The 15,521-nt window shown below is 41.4% G+C and carries 21 protein-coding genes and 1 pseudogene; 13 read left to right on the top strand and 9 right to left on the bottom strand.

Going from position 1 to position 15,521, the window contains the following annotated elements; all coding sequences use genetic code 11:
• Positions 1 to 9: 9 nt before the first annotated feature.
• From MKP07_RS12685 to MKP07_RS12665, 5 genes are all read right to left on the bottom strand, one after another.
• Positions 10 to 831 carry a polysaccharide biosynthesis C-terminal domain-containing protein gene (locus tag MKP07_RS12685; RefSeq protein WP_240847522.1) on the bottom strand — a complete coding sequence of 274 codons (822 nt, stop codon included), beginning with the start codon at positions 829 to 831 and terminating at the stop codon, positions 10 to 12.
• 110 nt (positions 832 to 941) lie between these two features.
• Entirely contained in the window at positions 942 to 1,277 is a 336-nt protein-coding gene (locus tag MKP07_RS12680; RefSeq protein ID WP_240847521.1) for a hypothetical protein, read from the bottom strand.
• A gap of 341 nt (positions 1,278 to 1,618) precedes the next feature.
• Positions 1,619 to 1,981 carry a hypothetical protein gene (locus MKP07_RS12675; protein ID WP_240847520.1) on the bottom strand — a complete coding sequence of 121 codons (363 nt, stop codon included), beginning with the start codon at positions 1,979 to 1,981 and terminating at the stop codon, positions 1,619 to 1,621.
• On the bottom strand, positions 1,974 to 2,654 hold the full coding sequence (locus MKP07_RS12670) for a M1 family aminopeptidase (RefSeq protein WP_240847519.1): 681 nt from the start codon (positions 2,652 to 2,654) through the stop codon (positions 1,974 to 1,976). The genes MKP07_RS12675 and MKP07_RS12670 overlap by 8 nt, the downstream gene beginning before the upstream one ends.
• Positions 2,581 to 3,231 (bottom strand): gluzincin family metallopeptidase, encoded by a 651-nt coding sequence (locus MKP07_RS12665; protein WP_240847518.1) that lies wholly within the window; start codon positions 3,229 to 3,231, stop codon positions 2,581 to 2,583. The genes MKP07_RS12670 and MKP07_RS12665 overlap by 74 nt, the downstream gene beginning before the upstream one ends.
• A gap of 94 nt (positions 3,232 to 3,325) precedes the next feature.
• On the opposite strand from MKP07_RS12665, the gene MKP07_RS38445 reads away from it, so the two are divergent.
• The 3 genes from MKP07_RS38445 to MKP07_RS12655 are packed head-to-tail and all read left to right on the top strand — an operon-like array spanning position 3,326 to position 5,313.
• Positions 3,326 to 4,252, top strand: a complete 927-nt coding sequence (locus tag MKP07_RS38445) for an ABC transporter substrate-binding protein (RefSeq protein WP_262919281.1) — start codon at positions 3,326 to 3,328, stop codon at positions 4,250 to 4,252.
• Positions 4,210 to 4,998, top strand: a complete 789-nt coding sequence (locus MKP07_RS38440) for an ABC transporter substrate-binding protein (RefSeq protein WP_317236005.1) — start codon at positions 4,210 to 4,212, stop codon at positions 4,996 to 4,998. Before MKP07_RS38445 ends, MKP07_RS38440 begins: the two co-directional genes overlap by 43 nt.
• Before the next feature lie 9 nt (positions 4,999 to 5,007).
• On the top strand, positions 5,008 to 5,313 hold the full coding sequence (locus tag MKP07_RS12655; protein ID WP_240847517.1) for a CBU_0592 family membrane protein: 306 nt from the start codon (positions 5,008 to 5,010) through the stop codon (positions 5,311 to 5,313).
• On the opposite strand, the gene MKP07_RS12650 is transcribed toward MKP07_RS12655, so the two are convergent.
• Positions 5,296 to 5,892: a TetR family transcriptional regulator gene (locus MKP07_RS12650; protein WP_240847516.1), complete on the bottom strand. Its 597-nt coding sequence runs from the start codon at positions 5,890 to 5,892 to the stop codon at positions 5,296 to 5,298. The two genes, MKP07_RS12655 and MKP07_RS12650, sit on opposite strands and share 18 nt — an antisense overlap.
• A gap of 631 nt (positions 5,893 to 6,523) precedes the next feature.
• On the opposite strand from MKP07_RS12650, the gene MKP07_RS12645 reads away from it, so the two are divergent.
• The 10 genes and pseudogenes from MKP07_RS12645 (at position 6,524) to MKP07_RS12600 (ending at position 14,583) form a co-directional block, all read left to right on the top strand.
• Positions 6,524 to 6,835, top strand: a complete 312-nt coding sequence (locus MKP07_RS12645) for a carboxypeptidase regulatory-like domain-containing protein (RefSeq protein WP_240847515.1) — start codon at positions 6,524 to 6,526, stop codon at positions 6,833 to 6,835.
• Between the two features lie 5 nt (positions 6,836 to 6,840).
• Positions 6,841 to 7,329, top strand: coding sequence for a TonB-dependent receptor plug domain-containing protein (locus tag MKP07_RS12640; protein WP_240847514.1), 489 nt, complete (start codon positions 6,841 to 6,843; stop codon positions 7,327 to 7,329).
• Between the two features lie 139 nt (positions 7,330 to 7,468).
• Positions 7,469 to 7,747 (top strand): hypothetical protein, encoded by a 279-nt coding sequence (locus MKP07_RS12635; RefSeq protein ID WP_240847513.1) that lies wholly within the window; start codon positions 7,469 to 7,471, stop codon positions 7,745 to 7,747.
• On the top strand, positions 7,681 to 9,144 hold the full coding sequence (locus tag MKP07_RS12630) for a TonB-dependent receptor domain-containing protein (RefSeq protein ID WP_240847512.1): 1,464 nt from the start codon (positions 7,681 to 7,683) through the stop codon (positions 9,142 to 9,144). Before MKP07_RS12635 ends, MKP07_RS12630 begins: the two co-directional genes overlap by 67 nt.
• The gene (locus MKP07_RS12625; RefSeq protein WP_240847511.1) at positions 9,116 to 9,436 is read left to right on the top strand and encodes a hypothetical protein; all 321 of its coding nucleotides are present in this window, start codon (positions 9,116 to 9,118) and stop codon (positions 9,434 to 9,436) included. The genes MKP07_RS12630 and MKP07_RS12625 overlap by 29 nt, the downstream gene beginning before the upstream one ends.
• 360 nt (positions 9,437 to 9,796) lie before the next feature.
• Entirely contained in the window at positions 9,797 to 11,578 is a 1,782-nt protein-coding gene (locus MKP07_RS12620; RefSeq protein ID WP_240847510.1) for a RagB/SusD family nutrient uptake outer membrane protein, read from the top strand.
• Positions 11,579 to 11,721: 143 nt separating this feature from the next.
• Positions 11,722 to 12,156 (top strand): hypothetical protein, encoded by a 435-nt coding sequence (locus MKP07_RS12615; protein WP_240847509.1) that lies wholly within the window; start codon positions 11,722 to 11,724, stop codon positions 12,154 to 12,156.
• A 164-nt stretch (positions 12,157 to 12,320) separates the two neighbouring features.
• Positions 12,321 to 13,084 (top strand): annotated as a pseudogene (locus MKP07_RS42450) (alkaline phosphatase family protein); the annotation flags it as partial.
• 162 nt (positions 13,085 to 13,246) lie between these two features.
• Positions 13,247 to 14,425: an alkaline phosphatase family protein gene (locus MKP07_RS12605; RefSeq protein WP_394803651.1), complete on the top strand. Its 1,179-nt coding sequence runs from the start codon at positions 13,247 to 13,249 to the stop codon at positions 14,423 to 14,425.
• Positions 14,426 to 14,427: 2 nt separating this feature from the next.
• Positions 14,428 to 14,583: a hypothetical protein gene (locus tag MKP07_RS12600; protein WP_240847508.1), complete on the top strand. Its 156-nt coding sequence runs from the start codon at positions 14,428 to 14,430 to the stop codon at positions 14,581 to 14,583.
• A 102-nt stretch (positions 14,584 to 14,685) separates the two neighbouring features.
• Here MKP07_RS12600 and MKP07_RS42445 read toward each other — a convergent pair whose 3' ends face one another.
• From MKP07_RS42445 to MKP07_RS12590, 3 genes are all read right to left on the bottom strand, one after another.
• The gene (locus MKP07_RS42445) at positions 14,686 to 14,865 is read right to left on the bottom strand and encodes a YdeI/OmpD-associated family protein (RefSeq protein ID WP_394803563.1); all 180 of its coding nucleotides are present in this window, start codon (positions 14,863 to 14,865) and stop codon (positions 14,686 to 14,688) included.
• Positions 14,787 to 15,305: a DUF1801 domain-containing protein gene (locus tag MKP07_RS12595; RefSeq protein ID WP_240847507.1), complete on the bottom strand. Its 519-nt coding sequence runs from the start codon at positions 15,303 to 15,305 to the stop codon at positions 14,787 to 14,789. Before MKP07_RS12595 ends, MKP07_RS42445 begins: the two co-directional genes overlap by 79 nt.
• Before the next feature lie 61 nt (positions 15,306 to 15,366).
• Positions 15,367 to 15,516 carry a hypothetical protein gene (locus MKP07_RS12590; RefSeq protein ID WP_170138321.1) on the bottom strand — a complete coding sequence of 50 codons (150 nt, stop codon included), beginning with the start codon at positions 15,514 to 15,516 and terminating at the stop codon, positions 15,367 to 15,369.
• Positions 15,517 to 15,521 lie beyond the last annotated feature (5 nt).

Here is a 15,521-nt window from a genome sequence, read left to right as displayed (position 1 = left end):
TATAACTATTTACTTTCTCTTTCTACCTGGAAATACCCGATCTAGCAACGAGTCTAAAACTGGCTTAATATCAGGTGAAGGCTTTAAGAAAAAGATTCCAGTAGCAAATAATATCAGTACAAAAATAGATCGCGCGAATAAACCTGTCCACCCACCCAGCTTATCAAATAATAACCAGGCAATAATATACACGCCAAGCCCCAGCAATATCGTATAAAGTGACTTCATCGTAAAGGGAAACAATCTGAACTTTTTCCAGAGAAACACAACTCTAACCATATTATAAATAGAAAAAGAAATAAGGTTTGCCAACGAGGGACCGATAATATCCAACCGCTTTGTAAGCAGGTAATTGAGAGGAAGCATAAGAACAAGCAACACTAAACCACTTAGTAATTCAAACCGCCAATAATTGGATGTACCAATAATTTGCGCATTAACACCAGTTCCCATATCAACAAGGCGTGTAAGACCCAGAATAACAAATGCATTAAAGCCTAGCAGGTAGTCAGCTTTTAGCTTAAAAGTAATAACAGCATTTTGGTAATTTAATGTGATTAATATAAGTATGAGTACCGCAAAAATTAGCTGGTTAATTGAAGACCGGTGATAAATATTTTGGATAGATTGCATGTTTTTATCTTTCCATGCCCGCGCAAGATGAGGAATGGTAGCAGCGATAATACCTCGCTGGGGAGCCTGGATAAGGCTCGTAAGTGTATATGCCAGGGTAAAAATACCCACCTTCGCCATCCCATCATCAAGCGTAGCACCTATAACAAAGGAATCAAAAACGGTAGATAAAGTTACAATAACGCTGGTGCCATACATAAAGAAACAAAATCGAGTAATCTTCTTCAGAAATTTTTTTGTTACGCGGCTCACCCGAAAAGTAAAATGAGCCTTTTTAGTAAGAACAAGGTAGCCCAAAAGCGTTGCGGCTATGCCCAGGTAAGTAAAAGCGTATAACTTAATAAATAAGTCAAAATCGGGAATAATATTGAAAAAAACAGAACAATGATGATGGTCACTAATAATCGCCACTCTACCTCTTTTAAAAAAGAGGTAAAAACCGATTTATGTAAATTCCAGGCAAAAGCCTCCAGTATGTTGAATAAAGTGAGGCCCAAACCCATTGGGAACACCCAATAATAATAAGTCACAAACAGGGGAGAGTTTTCGCTGTATTTCTTAAATACAAGGTCCTGAAAAGCAACACCAAGGATAGTTACAGCAGCAAAGCCAACCAGGCTAACCACAAGTGCCCAGGCCAGCATGTCATTTTTGCTAGGTTTTAAATTATCATTATAATAAGGGTAGAACTTATATATAAACGATGGCATTGCAAGGGTAGACAACGAAGCCATTAAAGCAGCAACATCTATAAAGATTTTGGTGAGCCCAAATTCTGTACTTGAGAATAAACCTTCTTTTGCAAAAAGAATGTATTTAGTAGACCAACTGAAAAGCCAAAATAAACAACCAATGATGAAACAATACTTTGCCGCCTGATTTTTGAACTCATTGTAAAGTTGCCGGTTTACGTTTTAAATGACCTTTAGGTCAATCTCCAAACTTAAAACATTTTAAGTTGCAAACTAAAAAGCATCCCTTAAAATCATATTTCTTTAACGGTTATATAAAAATCCGGGATCACGTTTATTTTACCTCCTGCTTCTTTAAGGCTTACTTTTTGAAAGGACTCTGAAGGATGCAGCCAACGTCCATTGGTTAGTAAAACAGGCATATTAAAACCCTTTACGGTATTTGCCCATTTGTATAATAAGGCGTCTCCCTCTACCTTATATTCCAGCTGGGGGATCTGGGTAGTACGCAGGTATTGATCAAAGATCTTACTCAGATCTTTTTTACTTTTCTGAATCATGTAGCGCTCCACCTGCTGTGTTGTTACTGTCTGGTGATAAAAATCTTTGTTCAGTCCGCGTAGTATATTTTTAAACAATGCATCGTTGTCAATCACCTGCCGGATGGTGTGTAATATTGCCTCCCTTATAATACATGTCCCCGCTACCCTCCTCGTTCACTCCATAAACGCCAATGATGGGTATATCGTTGGCTATATTTTTACGGGTTCCGATCACATATTCGCTTCCGGCTTTCTTTCCAAATTGGCATTCCGTAAACATCGTTTCGCTATAATTAGTAAAGCTTTCATGTATCCACATGTCGGCAATATCCTTCGAAGAAATATTATTGGCAAACCATTCATGCCCGCTTTCATGAATAATAATAAAATCAAATTTCAATCCCCAGCCGCTTCCGCTTAAATCCTTTCCCAGGTACCCCATACCATACTTATTACCATAAGCCACAGCACTCTGGTGTTCCATGCCCAAATGAGGAGCATCTACCAGCTTGTAGCTGTCTTCATAAAAAGGATAAGGCCCCATCCAGCTCTCAAAACAGGTGACCATAGGTTTTACCACTTCAAAATGCTTTTTAGCTTTTTCCAGGTTGTAATCTAATACCCAGTAGTCCAGGTCGAGTACGCCCTTTTCCCCCTTCATTTGGTCTTTGAAATTGACATACCTACCTATGTAAGGAATGATATTATAATTGTTAATAGGATTCTTCACTGCCCAGGTCCAGGTAGCCGTACCATCGCCATTTTTTCTCACCTGCCAGGCGGCCATTACCAACCGCCACTAGTGTATCGGGTACCGTTATGGCTAAAGAAGCACCTTTATCTGGTTCATCTCCCTGGTAATCTTTACAAGGATACCAAACACTGGCGCCCAGGCCCTGGCAAGCCACGCTGATCCAGTCACGGCCCTTTTCATCGTTGCGCCAGATCCAACCTCCGTCCCAGGGCGCATTCTTTGCGGCCTTAGGCGTTCCATGAAAATAGACGGTAATTTCCTGTGGACCAGGCTTTATCTTGTATTTAACTCCAGGTTTTCTGAACTCGACCCAATAAACGTTTCCTTCCCGTTTTTTCAACAATTGTTTTCCGTTAAACACAACGCTGTCAATCAACATAGGCTCCTGCAAATCAATTTGCATCGATTTTGCGCCCGAGTCGTAGAACGTAATCTTATTTTCCCCCTTGATGGTCTTTAACACAAAATCGGGTTTTACTGAAATATCATAACGTAATACATCCCATCCTATCCTTCCCACACCATTGCTGCCTCGCAGCGTATCCTGCCTGGCGAATACTTTTTTAGAAATGCCAAGCTGTGCCTGTGACGGTAACACAGATATGGTCATAAAAAATAAAACAACTATTTTGGAAAAGTTTTTAAACATATACCCCTGATTGAATTGTAAATTTAACCGTTCAACATTAAATCTGTTTTATAAATTGATAAACGGTCGTGTATATTATTCAGCTGATTTATGGCGTGCCCGCAGGCGGGCCTCACATGTGCTTTGGGTAGCTGCCTGCATCGTACTCTTTATCAGCTCCTGCTCCACCAAAAACAGGTCCGGCAAAAAAATCTTTCATTATAACGAGTACACGGGCATCGCATCTCTTGATCCTGCTTTTGCCAAAAACCAGTCTACCATGTGGCCGGCCCACCAGCTATTTAACACACTGGTAGAAATTGATGATAGCCTTAATATCAGCCCCTCCATTGCCACAAGATGGGAGATCTCTGACGATAAAAGAGTGTACACCTTTTATTTACGGCAGGATGTATTGTTTCATAATGATGCCTGCTTTCCTCAAAGCAAAGGGCGGCGGCTGATTGCATCAGATGTAGTGTTTAGCCTCAACCGCATCATCGACCCGTCCACAGCCAGTCCAGGCGCGTGGATCTTTAACGGCAAAGCCGACAGTATTCAACCCTTTACGGCCCTCAACGATACGGTATTCCAGCTAAAGCTTTTACAGCCTTACCAACCGATCCTTGGCATTTTATCTATGCAGTATTGCTCTATTGTGGCTCCGGAAGCAGTCCGGTTATACGGCAAGGATTTTCGCCAACACCCGGTAGGTAGCGGACCTTTTAAATTTGTGAAATGGGAAGAGGGTCAGGCCTTGATCTTTGGAAAAAACGAGCACTACTTTGAAGAAGACAGTACCGGTAACCGTTTACCTTATCTCGACGGCATTAAAATAAGCTTTAAAGATAGCCGTGCCACAGAATTCCTTTTATTTCGTCAGGGCCAGCTAGACTTTATCAATGAGCTCGACCCCAGTTTCAAAGACGAAGTGCTTACCAAAAAGGAACGCTTCGCGATATATGGAAAAATAAAATCGAACTGCAAACCCAGCCTTATTTAAACATAGAATACCTTGGAATTTTAGTAGATAGCAGCAGCCCCATTGTCAAAAACTCAGCGCTCCGGCTGAGAAAGATCCGGCAGGCCATTAACTACGGTTTTGACCGGCGTAAGATGATCCTTTATTTAAGAAATTCTTTAGGCACTCCTGCTGAAAGCGGTTTTGTACCGATGGGCCTCCCGTCATTCAACGATTCGCTGGTGAAAGGCTACACCTATGACCCGAACAAGGCTGCTCAGTTATTACAGGAAGCCGGGTTCCCGGGAGGAAAAGGTTTAAAGCCGGTTAAGCTGTTAACTATTTCTATTTATGCCGATTTTGGCAATTTTATAGCCCGGCAACTGGAGGAAATAGGCATACCGGTACAAGTAGAAGTAGTACAAAAATCATTGCTATTCGAAATGACCTCAGGCTCCAAAGCAGCCTTCTTCAGAGGTGGATGGATTGCCGATTACCCGGATGCGGAAAACTATCTCTCTGTTTTTTATTCAAAAAACCCGGCACCACCCAATTATACCCGGTACAAGAACCCGGTTTTTGACAAAGTATTTGAACAGGCAATAAAAGAAACGAATGATTCGATCAGGTACACGTTATACCGGCAGGCAGATCAGATAGTTATTAACGACGCCCCTGTAGTACCACTGTGGTACGATAAAGTGATACACCTGGTACAAAAAAATGTGTCGGGCTTTCCTCCCAACGCCTTAAATCTTTTAGAGCTCAGACGAACGCAAATAAATTAAAGTACTATTATGTATTGCATTGATTTGACAACCGCCATACTATTAAAAGCTTTCGTAAGTGAATCAGTATCTTCCCTTGTTGGCTGGGTGGGTACCGGGTTCTACCTGCTTGCGTATTTGCTGGTAAGTTTCAATAAAGTAAAGGCTAATAAACCTGCTTATCATGTGTTGAATATACTGGGCGCGCTGGGTTTGATTATTCATGCGGTTTATATGAATGATGGCCCCAATTTAATATGCAATCTAGCATGGCTTTCCATAGCTGTCATTGCGATTATAGCGATCTTTTTAGAAAAGCTAAACAAAATTAAGTAAGGCTATAGCCTGCTTTTTATAACGCTTGAGTCCTGCTTCGTATTCCTTTTCTTGTTTTACCAAACTCAGATAATAATAGGCGCCGTCTACTAATACAAAAATAAGATCCGCTGTAACTGCCGGGTTAGCAACCTGAAGCAACCCTTCTTTTTTACAGGCCCTAATATACTGTTCCATGTTTTTACGAAGCGTTTCTAGCAATTGTCTGTAACGACCCGCTATAGTTTCGTCGCGTAAAGCTAATGCATAGCAACTATAAGAAACGCTATCATCAAACAGAACATTCCATTTCTTTGAAAAAACGTTATCAATAATTTTAAGCAATATAGTCTTTGGCGTACTATTGGCGGAAACGGGCACATTAAATATTTCCAGGTATCGATCCAGTATAAATTCAATAAGCCCATAAACAAGCTGCTCCCGGCTTTTGAAATAATGTATGATCAAACTGGGGTTCATACCCGCCCGTTCTGCCGTTTTGGCTAATGAAGCATTCTCCAGGCCTTCCTGTTTAGCTATCTGGTAAAACACTTCAATAATTTCTTTTTGTCGCGCGTCTTTTAAGCTTCGTCTTCCCATATTGGTTATATTAGAGCTGGTGTCAAAACCTGTAAATAATCAGCAAACAATATCGTTTTGCCAGAAGGTAACTAAAAATAAATATAGACATAATTCATCAATAAAAAACAGATAACACAAAATTAATATTAAATTAATTGAATGTTCATTCAATTAATTTTTTTACTATTGTATTGCCATATATTTTTGACGTACCGATACAGTGCATTCGATTTCCTTACGTGAAAACTATTTTTTGATTACAAAAGAAAACTGTTCTTTCTTTGAAAGTGCGCCCTAAGGCCCTTTAAATGTTTAAACCATAAAAATATGAGAGCTCTATTTTACACGCATTATCTGCCTGAACACAAAAGGAATACATACCACAGCTTTGCGGAAGCAGGAGCAAGGCTAACCAGCCAATGCAAACGTTTGCGCAACATTGAATTTTAATATAAATTGAATGTTCATTCAATTTATATTTGCATTAACAAACAGAGGTGTGTTATTTTCGAGTCTCGAACTACATCCTCCTGCTGCGCCAGTGTTTACCGGTTATGGTACTTTGTGAAATTGCTTACGACGCTGAATAAAAGAAGACTCACCATCATATCTATCGCTAAAATATTTTTTCAGTTTAAAAACAATTGCAATGAGTAAATTAAAACTATCTACTTTGCTGTTTTTTTTATTTGCGGTTACATCGGCTATTGCACAAACCAGGCCGGTAACAGGTACCGTAAAGGATGAAACAGGCGCTCCTATACCAGGTGCCACTATTTCCGTAAAGGGAACCAGTATAGCTGTGAAGGCCGACAGTACGGGCGTTTTTAATGTATCGGCAGATTCAAGAGATTTATTAACGGTTTCGGCAATTGGCTACTCTACCGAAGATTTTGAAACCGGTACATCAGGTGCTCTAAACATTATTCTTAAAAAAATGCGCAGGGGCTGGACGAAGTAGTGGTAGTGGGATACGGCACCCGTAAAAGAACAAATGTTGCAGGCGCTGTAGATCAGATTGCAGGGAAAAAGATTTCAGACCGTCCTGTTGCCAACGTGTTGCAAGGCCTACAAGGGCTGAGTGCCGGCCTTAATATCTCCTATGCCGGCGGTGCACCCGGTGCCACACCCAACATCAATATTCGGGGCATGGGATCTATCAACGGCGGCGGCGGCTCACCTTTGATTTTAATTGACGGGATAGCTTCTCAAATAGACGATATGTTAAGGTTAAATCCCACCGATATAGAATCAATCACTACATTAAGAGATGGTGGAACTGCCGCTATTTACGGCGCACGTGCCGCCTTCGGGGTTCTAATGATCGAAACAAAAAAGGAAAGCTTGGGGGACGCCAGACGATCTCGTACAATAACTACTTTGCGTTATCAAAACGTACGGTTATGCCTGACCCAATCACCGATCCTTATATTTATAAAAAACTACGACGGGTAGCTCTTGAAAACTCCCCTGGAACGACAACTCTTATGGAACCTTCTTTCCCTGGGAACAAGAATGGGCGAAGCAACGCTCAGAAGACCCTTCTATTGAGGACGTAAGACCCAACCCGGACGACCCAACACAGTGGGCCTACATGGGAAGTAATAATTTTAACGACTACTTTTTTAGCAAGAGCAATTTCTCGCATTATCAAAATCTTGCCTTCAGCGGATCTTCTACAGGAAAAATGCCTATTACTTACCTCCTGTCTGCTGACTATACAAAAGAAAATGGTCTGATCAAAATAACAAAGAATGATTGGACAAGAAGTGGATTTAGAGGGAATATTGGTATAAGTCCTTTGTCATGGTTAAAAATCGAAGACAACATGACCATCTACCAATTGAAAAAGATTTACCCACTTATAATGTAACTGACGTTTATTACACCCAACCCGTTAACGTAGTTAAAAATCCGGATGGCACCTGGGCCAACAACAGCGCGGGTCTATTAGCCGCCGGATTGGTTGACGGAGGCAGAAACCTGGAAACCCGCTTCGGATTTAACAACATTCTCAGAGGTGTCCTTAATTTCTTTGATAAAAGCCTTGTTATTACAGGATCGATGAGCAATAAGCGCGAACTCTGGAAGGGCAACTATTCCAGCCTTCCATTTCAGGTTGGATACGGCCCTAATGACGTTCGACTGGTCAATTCACCGGGGTCTATTTCTGCGGTAAATGGAACTGTTGTGCAAGACATTTATGACCTATTTGCTAACTACAATAAAAAAATAGGAGAACACAGTTTTGGACTAACTGCCGGCTACAACCAGGAATATTATCAATGGGACCCTACTTCAGCAAGCCGCAACCAGCTTATCTCAAGAGACCTGCCTTATATCTCGTTAACAGTTGACAATACTTCTGCATCAATTTCTCAATCTGGCTTTGGCAGCTCTTATTATGACTATGCAATCCGAAGCTATTTTGGTCGTCTAAACTATTCTTTTAAAGATCGCTATATACTTGACTTTATTGGCCGCAGAGATGGATCATCCAGATTCCCCTCTAATAACAGATGGGCGTTTACTCCGGGAGTTTCAGGTGCCTGGGTTGTCAACAAAGAAAATTTCTGGAATGGTCTAAATAATGCAATTTCCAATTTCAAATTACGTGCATCTTACGCTAAGCAAGGTAATCAGTCTGTGTCCTATTATGGTTATCTTCAGAATCTGCCAATCGGAACTTCCGGTTATCTTATAGGTGGTAACCGCCTACCCGTTACAGCGGCTCCCAACCTCTCTGTTGATCCCAACAATTATACATGGGAAAGCGTTACTTCAAACAACTTTGGAACAGACATAGGACTGCTTAAGAATCATTTAAACATCACCTTTGATTATTACATAAGAAAAACTACAGGTATGTTGGGACCTGCAAAAGTTTTACCAGCGGTTTTAGGCAGCAACGCACCCCAACAAAATGCTGCTGATATGTCAACAAACGGTTGGGAATTAACTGTTGGATATAATAACAGCTTTATAATTGCCAACAAACCATTCACGTATAATTTGAAAGCTCAATTATGGGATAGTAAGAGTAAAATTACTAAATACGATAATCCTCTTGGCCTGTTCTCTGCTTCATGGAGACAAGGACAAACAGTTGGAGAAATTTGGGGGCTGGAAAGCGATGGATTTTTTAAAGACGAGGAAGATATTAAAAGCTTAGATCAATCGGCAATAATTCCATGGGGAGCCCTCGAAATCATGCCTGGCTGGCCTAAATATATAGATCAGGATGGTGACAAAAATAATACAAGGTCTTAGCGACAAAGATCCAAAAGACTTACGTGTAATTGGTAACAGTCAGGCCAGGTATCGGTATTCCTTTAACATTGATATGTCATGGAATAATATCGACCTATCCGTGTTTCTACAAGGCGTAGGCAAAATGGATTACTATCCTCAACATTATCTATTCTGGGGTTTGTATCAGCAACCCTATGCTAACATGTATCCCTGGTTACTTGATTTCTACCGTCCTGAAGCAGCCTCTGCAGAAGAGAGAGCCGGCTTCCTAAAGCATATATTGACGCAGGGCTCGCCGATGCGAATTTGAATTCTTACTACCCGGTACTACAATCGTGGCTGGCTGACAACAATTACCATGAAGGAGGAAAGGACTACGGGCTGGATCTCGCACAAACAAAATATTTGCTGAATGCAGCGTACTTACGGGTTAAAAATATAACTGTAGGATATACTCTTCCCCACCAGTTAACGAAGAAAGTTGGAATTGACCGTCTGAGATTATTCTTTACCGGTGATAACATCACTGAATTTTCTAAAATCAAAAAGTATCTAGACCCTGAATCGATAATTGACGGGTATGGATGGGCTTATCCATACCAAAGAAAATATTCTTTGGGCCTAAATGTTACGTTTTAAATTCTATCGTGCAAATTTTAAAGCAAAAGAAATGAGAAACTACATATACATATGTCTATCGCTTATAGCAATGACTTCATGCAAAAAGGAATTTCTGGACCGATATCCACAAACAGCCATCTCTCCCCAATTATATTTTAAAACAGAAAGTGACTTAAACCTGTATGTGAATGGGATGCTGAGCAAGAGAGGAACCAGCATTTACGTAAACAGTGACGAGCAATCAACAGACGACTACGCTACTACCGGGAACGTAAGGATGAAAAATATGCTCTCGGGAAATATATCGCCAGACAATACGCCAAGCTTTTGGGGATGGTCTACCTTGAGGAATATCAACTACTTTTTAGATAATTACTCCTCCGCAAATGCCTCGGCTGATATAAAAAATCATTACGCAGGTTTAGCCAGATACTACAGGGCATTGTTTTATATGGACAAAGTAAAAGTATACTCTAACGTTCCCTGGTACAGCCATGCAATTGAAGCTTCAGATTCCGCAAGCCTGTATAAAGCAAGCGACCCAAGAACACTTATAATAGATAGCATTTTCAAGGACCTTGATTTTGCTGCAAATAACGTAAAAGAGAGCGTACCAACAGGAACACCCGGACTTTGGGCCGTGAAAACCATGTACGCACGTTTGGCACTGCATGAAGGTACATACAGAAAGTATCATTCGGAGCTAAGCTTGCAAAGCACCGCCACCCGCTTTCTGGATCTTGCTAAAAGTCAGGCGAATGATATCATAGCTTCAGGAAAATTTTCATTGACGCCTAATTATGGAGACCTATTTGTAAGTCAGGATCTGAATGCCAACAAGGAAGTCATTCTCAATACAATTTATGATGTAGCAAAACAAAGCGGCTCAGATATCAACAGTGTAGTATCTGCCAACTATGAGCAATCGCCATCAAGAGACTTGGTGCAGGAATATCTGATGGCTGACGGATCTAGATTTACAAGCATCCCCAATTATCAGCAAACGTTATATGTTGATGAGTTCAAGAACCGCGATCCAAGAATATATGTTGCCTTTATGGCTCCCGGATTTGTAAGACTCCCGGCTACGACGCCTCTTGTGCCTCTGCTGAGTGCCGGATTTACAGGGTATTATCAAAAGAAAGGTTATCAAAACAGTGTGGATCCTAATATCAGGGGAGGTGCTGACGTTCCTGAATTACGATATGCAGAAGTATTGCTTACCTATGCAGAAGCGAGCGCAGAGTTAGGCACCCTTACCCAGGCAGATATAGACAAGTCCGTGAGTTTATTAAGAACAAGAGCGGGTATACCTACTCTTAGTATGGCTACCGCAAATGCAAACCCTGATCCTGTTTTAGCGAATAAATTCCCAGATGTAACTGGCGCAAATAAAGGAGTAATCCTGGAGATAAGAAGAGAGAAAAGAGTTGAATTTGCTTTTGAAGGTCGCCGGTATGATGATTTGATGCGCTGGAACGGAGGCAAGGTGTTTGAGCAATATCCTAAGGGCATGTATTTCTCTGGATTGGGCCAGTATGACCTGACCGGTGATAATATTCCCGACATTATTCTGATCAGTAGAGCCGCTACTATTCCGCCAGTTGATCAAAGAATAAAAAACTCACTTGGAGTAACACTTGTATATTATAGAATAGGAACTTTTGGTCAATCGGGTAGCATTCCTTTGGAAAATGGAGAAACCGGCGGTGCTATTGTAACGGGAGTAGCTCCAAGAACATTTGTAGCACCCAAATACTATTACTTTCCGATACCAGTCTCTCAAACAACACAAAACCCCAAATTACAGCAGCCGTATGGGTGGGAGTAAAATAATGATATGTTAACCTTCTCTTGTGAAGGTTAACATGTTACTGTATGTTTCTTAAAACGTGAACACCGAGAGGCCTTTTCAATACTAAACAACAGATCAATCTTAGCACTCTTTAATTTTTATCACCTAAACACAACAACATGAAAAAGAACCTATCAATTATCGCATTGCTGATTTTCTCTCTTTCGCTCACCTCTTACATACCAGTATCCATATCGAACATGGATATAGCTATCAAAGGCAATGACGCAACCAGTTCAAAGGAAAGTAAGCTTACGGGCATTACAGTTCACCCTGCTCCCGCTCCTCCATCACCTTACACAAAATCGGTTTACTTTAAGTATAACAACCTAAATGTTGGTAATAAATTTAAAGTGGTAAGCGATGACGGGTGTCCCTTTTATACCGTAGTCAATGGCAGTCCGGTTACATATACAGCAGTTACATCCGCAGAAAACATCTTTGGTGTTTTTTTTAAAGCAGAGGCAGGTTGTAGTCAGGCAAGATCAATTACCGTATATTATAATGACAATGGCACCTGGGTATCGCAGGCCAATTTTATAATTAATTTATAAGATTACATTCGGGAGGCTCTGCTTTACTAGTCATTACAGATTCCACTTACCATTACCTTACCGAATAAAAAGAGGTTGTCCGGGATTTTTAGGACAACCTCTTTATTCCCAACCGGGTCTTATATCTTTAGAAGTGTATTACAATTATCAAAAAACAGCGCCATATGATCAAGGGTAGAAGAGATTTTTTAAAGAATGCAGCCGTACTTTCAGGAGCTGCCGGTTTAAATAACGTATTGCCATCGAGTATTAAAAGAGCCCTTTCCATTAACGCCCCAGAGGGCACTAGCTTTTACGATGCAGAACATATTGTTTTTCTGATGCAGGAGAACCGCTCCTTCGATCATATATTTGGTTGTATGAAAGGAGTACGTGGATTTAACGATCCCCGAATTAAAACCCTGCCCGACAAAAACAAAGCCTGGATACAAAAGGCAAAAAACGGCGATGCCCATGCACCTTTTCATATAGACATCAATAAAACCAAGGTAACCTGGCAGGAGGGCTTCCTCATTCCTGGCCAGACCAAAGCCGGGCAAGAAATAACGGCAAGTACGATCAATGGATACCGCAAAAAACAGAAATGTGCATGGGTTATTTCAATCGTGCAGATGTGCCTTTTTATTATGCAATGGCCGATGCTTTTACACTTTGCGATCACTATTTCTGCTCTTCGCTCACCGGCACAACACCCAACCGTTTATTTTTCTGGACGGGCACTATCAGGGAGCGTTTAACCGGCGACACCACTCCTGCCGTAAATAATTCTCAGGCAGAATCTCGCAATGGCGCTTATGTTGACTGGAGCAGTTTCCCGGAGTTACTGGAAGATAATGATATCAGCTGGAAGATCTACCAGAACGAGATTTGGACAGCAAAACTGGATGACCGAACAGATTACTGGCTGGGTAATTACGGCGATAATGCCATTGAATATGTGAAACGACATCGTGTACAACTGGCAGCCTACTTTCGCAAACACGGAAATGCAAGAGCGAAGCCTGCATTAGCAGCAGACGAAGTATTGGCACAATACAATCAGCTTAGCCAAAAGGAAAAGAATTTAATTGACAAGGCATTCTCTAATAATATGGAAGTGGAAGAATACCTACAGTTAAGATCCTACAGTTTTACTGATGATAAAGGCACCGAGCAAACGATAAATATACCTGCCGGTGATATTTTCCACCAGTTCAGGAAAGATGTAGACTCAGGTAACCTACCTACTGTTTCCTGGTTGGCGGCACCTCAAGCATTTTCTGACCATACCAGCTCTCCGCTATACGGCACCTGGTATGTTTCTGAAGCATTGAATATACTTACCAAAAATCCGGAGGTATGGAAGAAAACCATTTTTATTTTGAATTACGATGAGAACGATGGTTACTATGATCATCTTCCACCTTTTGTAGTGCCTAACCCAGGCGACCCAACAACCGGTAAAGTATCTGCAGGCATTGATATTGACTCCGACTTTGACAGGATGAAGAAATGGCCTATTGGTCTTGGCTACCGGGTACCGATGATTGTTGCTTCTCCCTGGAGCAGGGGTGGTTTTGTTAATTCTCAGATACATGATCACACATCTACATTAATGTTCCTGGAAAAATTCCTGCAAAAGAAAACCGGGAAAAATATTGTCTCCAACAATATCAGTAGCTGGCGCAGACATGTTTGTGGAGACCTTAGTTCTGTATTCAGGCCCTACAATGGCGAGCGTTATCCTTTGCCCGATTTTCTAAAGAAAACACAGGTAATTGACGGTATTCAGAATGCAAAAAACAAACCTGCGCAGGTGGTTCCGAAACCTTTATCGGAAGCTGCCATTCAGAGCATCAATAAGAACCAGTCATTTTCCGGGCAATCATCAAAGTGGATGGCAGAACAGGAAAAAGGCACCCGGCCTGCCTGTGCACTTCCCTACATACTCTACGCCGATTGCCATCTTGATAAAAACAAGAACACAGTTGAATTACAATTTAATGCAGGGGCTAATGAGCAGGGTATTGGCACCGCTTTCAATGTTTACACTCCTTCAACTTATAAAAAGGAAGCCGGTAGAAATTGGTTTTACACCGTAAAAGAAAAAGATGTGCTGACGGATAGCCTTGATCTGAACAGTTTTGATCGCCAAATCTACGATCTCTGTATACATGGTGCAAACGGCTTTTTCAGACATTACAAGGGCGATACGCAGGATCCGGCATTGAGTATCAACTGCAAATACGAAGAGAATAAGGGCTTGAGTGCCGCTATACCGGAAATGTAATATTGGAGATTTCAAACAGCAGCAGTACCGGGGTAACACTATCATTGACTGACAATGCTTATGGCAAAGGGCTTCAACAATATACTATTGGTGCTGGTGCTAACAAGTCGATAAAAATAGATCTGAAAAAAGCAGCGGATGGTACGACTTTACATTAGCAATAAATGGCAATAAGGTATTCAAAAAGCAATATGCCGGCCATGTAGAAACAGGACGTATATCTGTTACCGATCCTTTTATGGGCGGCTTATATAGTTAGCTTATTTCCGTTCATATTTCCAGTTTCGACCTTTTCCTTCGGCAATCCATTCTATGGCAGATGTGATGCGCTTATCGCGTGTTGCGTCTGTTTTGGCTTCGGTTATCCACTGTATATATTCTTTACGGTGCGAAGGCGCAAATTTTTCGAAGACGGCTTTCGCTGTCTTATTCTTTGCCAAAGCTTTGGCCAGTACTTCCGGAACCGCTGGTTCCGCCATTTTTTTGCCGGGGCACGTTTTAAAGTCACACCCGCATCCGCCAATGCAATGGCTTCTTTAACGGCGGCCAACAGATCCATATTTTTGGGAAGGTCCTTCACTGACTTAATATGGGCAATCCGGCCAAACTCAGAAGCCCGGTCTTCCACTTCTACCAGGTACGGCTGTAAAGTCTTTATCTGGGCACCCAGCCAAAAACCTAATGCGCAATGCTGTTTAAATGCCGCCAGGCTACATAGCATTTTCCCTTTGTAATCGAAGGAGGGAACGCCCCATTTAATAGATTCAGTGATATCAGGCGAAGCCTTATGTACGATGGCTCTGAAATGCTCCAATACTGGTTTTGCAAAATCAGCAGCCCTGGCTATGTAAGCGTCTACTTTGGGATCGAATGTTGGCATATGATGAAATTAAAATAGCAGGCCATGGCCTGCTATAAAATTAAGTTTAAAACTTATATTGTTAGTTACCGCTACCGAAAAGATTACCTACAGCACCTTCCAGCATGGGAAATTTTTCAACCACATAACTCTTAATGGCTTCGAGAGCTTTGGCGGCCTGCTCATCTGTCAGCCCTGCTTCTGCCTTTAACTTTTCTACTAATTCGTTCATTTTTA

This window comes from Paraniabella hibiscisoli (genome assembly GCF_022512515.1).
GTDB classification, from domain to species: Bacteria; Bacteroidota; Bacteroidia; order Chitinophagales; family Chitinophagaceae; genus Niabella; species Niabella hibiscisoli.
Note: the sequence above shows the minus strand (reverse complement) of the source record. Positions and strands in the feature narration are given on the sequence as shown.

Bases quoted from the DNA above. Each gene is read 5' to 3' on its own strand.
- MKP07_RS12685 (WP_240847522.1), bottom strand. From the start codon at position 831: ATGTATGGCACCAGCGTTATTGTAACTTTATCTACCGTTTTTGATTCC.
- MKP07_RS12680 (WP_240847521.1), bottom strand. From the start codon at position 1,277: ATGCTGGCCTGGGCACTTGTGGTTAGCCTGGTTGGCTTTGCTGCTGTA.
- MKP07_RS12670 (WP_240847519.1), bottom strand. From the start codon at position 2,654: ATGGCCGCCTGGCAGGTGAGAAAAAATGGCGATGGTACGGCTACCTGG.
- MKP07_RS12665 (WP_240847518.1), bottom strand. From the start codon at position 3,231: ATGACCATATCTGTGTTACCGTCACAGGCACAGCTTGGCATTTCTAAA.
- MKP07_RS12655 (WP_240847517.1), top strand. From the start codon at position 5,008: ATGTATTGCATTGATTTGACAACCGCCATACTATTAAAAGCTTTCGTA.
- MKP07_RS12650 (WP_240847516.1), bottom strand. From the start codon at position 5,892: ATGGGAAGACGAAGCTTAAAAGACGCGCGACAAAAAGAAATTATTGAA.
- MKP07_RS12645 (WP_240847515.1), top strand. From the start codon at position 6,524: ATGAGTAAATTAAAACTATCTACTTTGCTGTTTTTTTTATTTGCGGTT.
- MKP07_RS12635 (WP_240847513.1), top strand. From the start codon at position 7,469: ATGGGAAGTAATAATTTTAACGACTACTTTTTTAGCAAGAGCAATTTC.
- MKP07_RS12630 (WP_240847512.1), top strand. From the start codon at position 7,681: ATGGTTAAAAATCGAAGACAACATGACCATCTACCAATTGAAAAAGAT.
- MKP07_RS12625 (WP_240847511.1), top strand. From the start codon at position 9,116: ATGGTGACAAAAATAATACAAGGTCTTAGCGACAAAGATCCAAAAGAC.
- MKP07_RS12620 (WP_240847510.1), top strand. From the start codon at position 9,797: ATGAGAAACTACATATACATATGTCTATCGCTTATAGCAATGACTTCA.
- MKP07_RS12615 (WP_240847509.1), top strand. From the start codon at position 11,722: ATGAAAAAGAACCTATCAATTATCGCATTGCTGATTTTCTCTCTTTCG.
- MKP07_RS12605 (WP_394803651.1), top strand. From the start codon at position 13,247: ATGGAAGTGGAAGAATACCTACAGTTAAGATCCTACAGTTTTACTGAT.
- MKP07_RS12595 (WP_240847507.1), bottom strand. From the start codon at position 15,305: ATGCCAACATTCGATCCCAAAGTAGACGCTTACATAGCCAGGGCTGCT.
- MKP07_RS12590 (WP_170138321.1), bottom strand. From the start codon at position 15,516: ATGAACGAATTAGTAGAAAAGTTAAAGGCAGAAGCAGGGCTGACAGAT.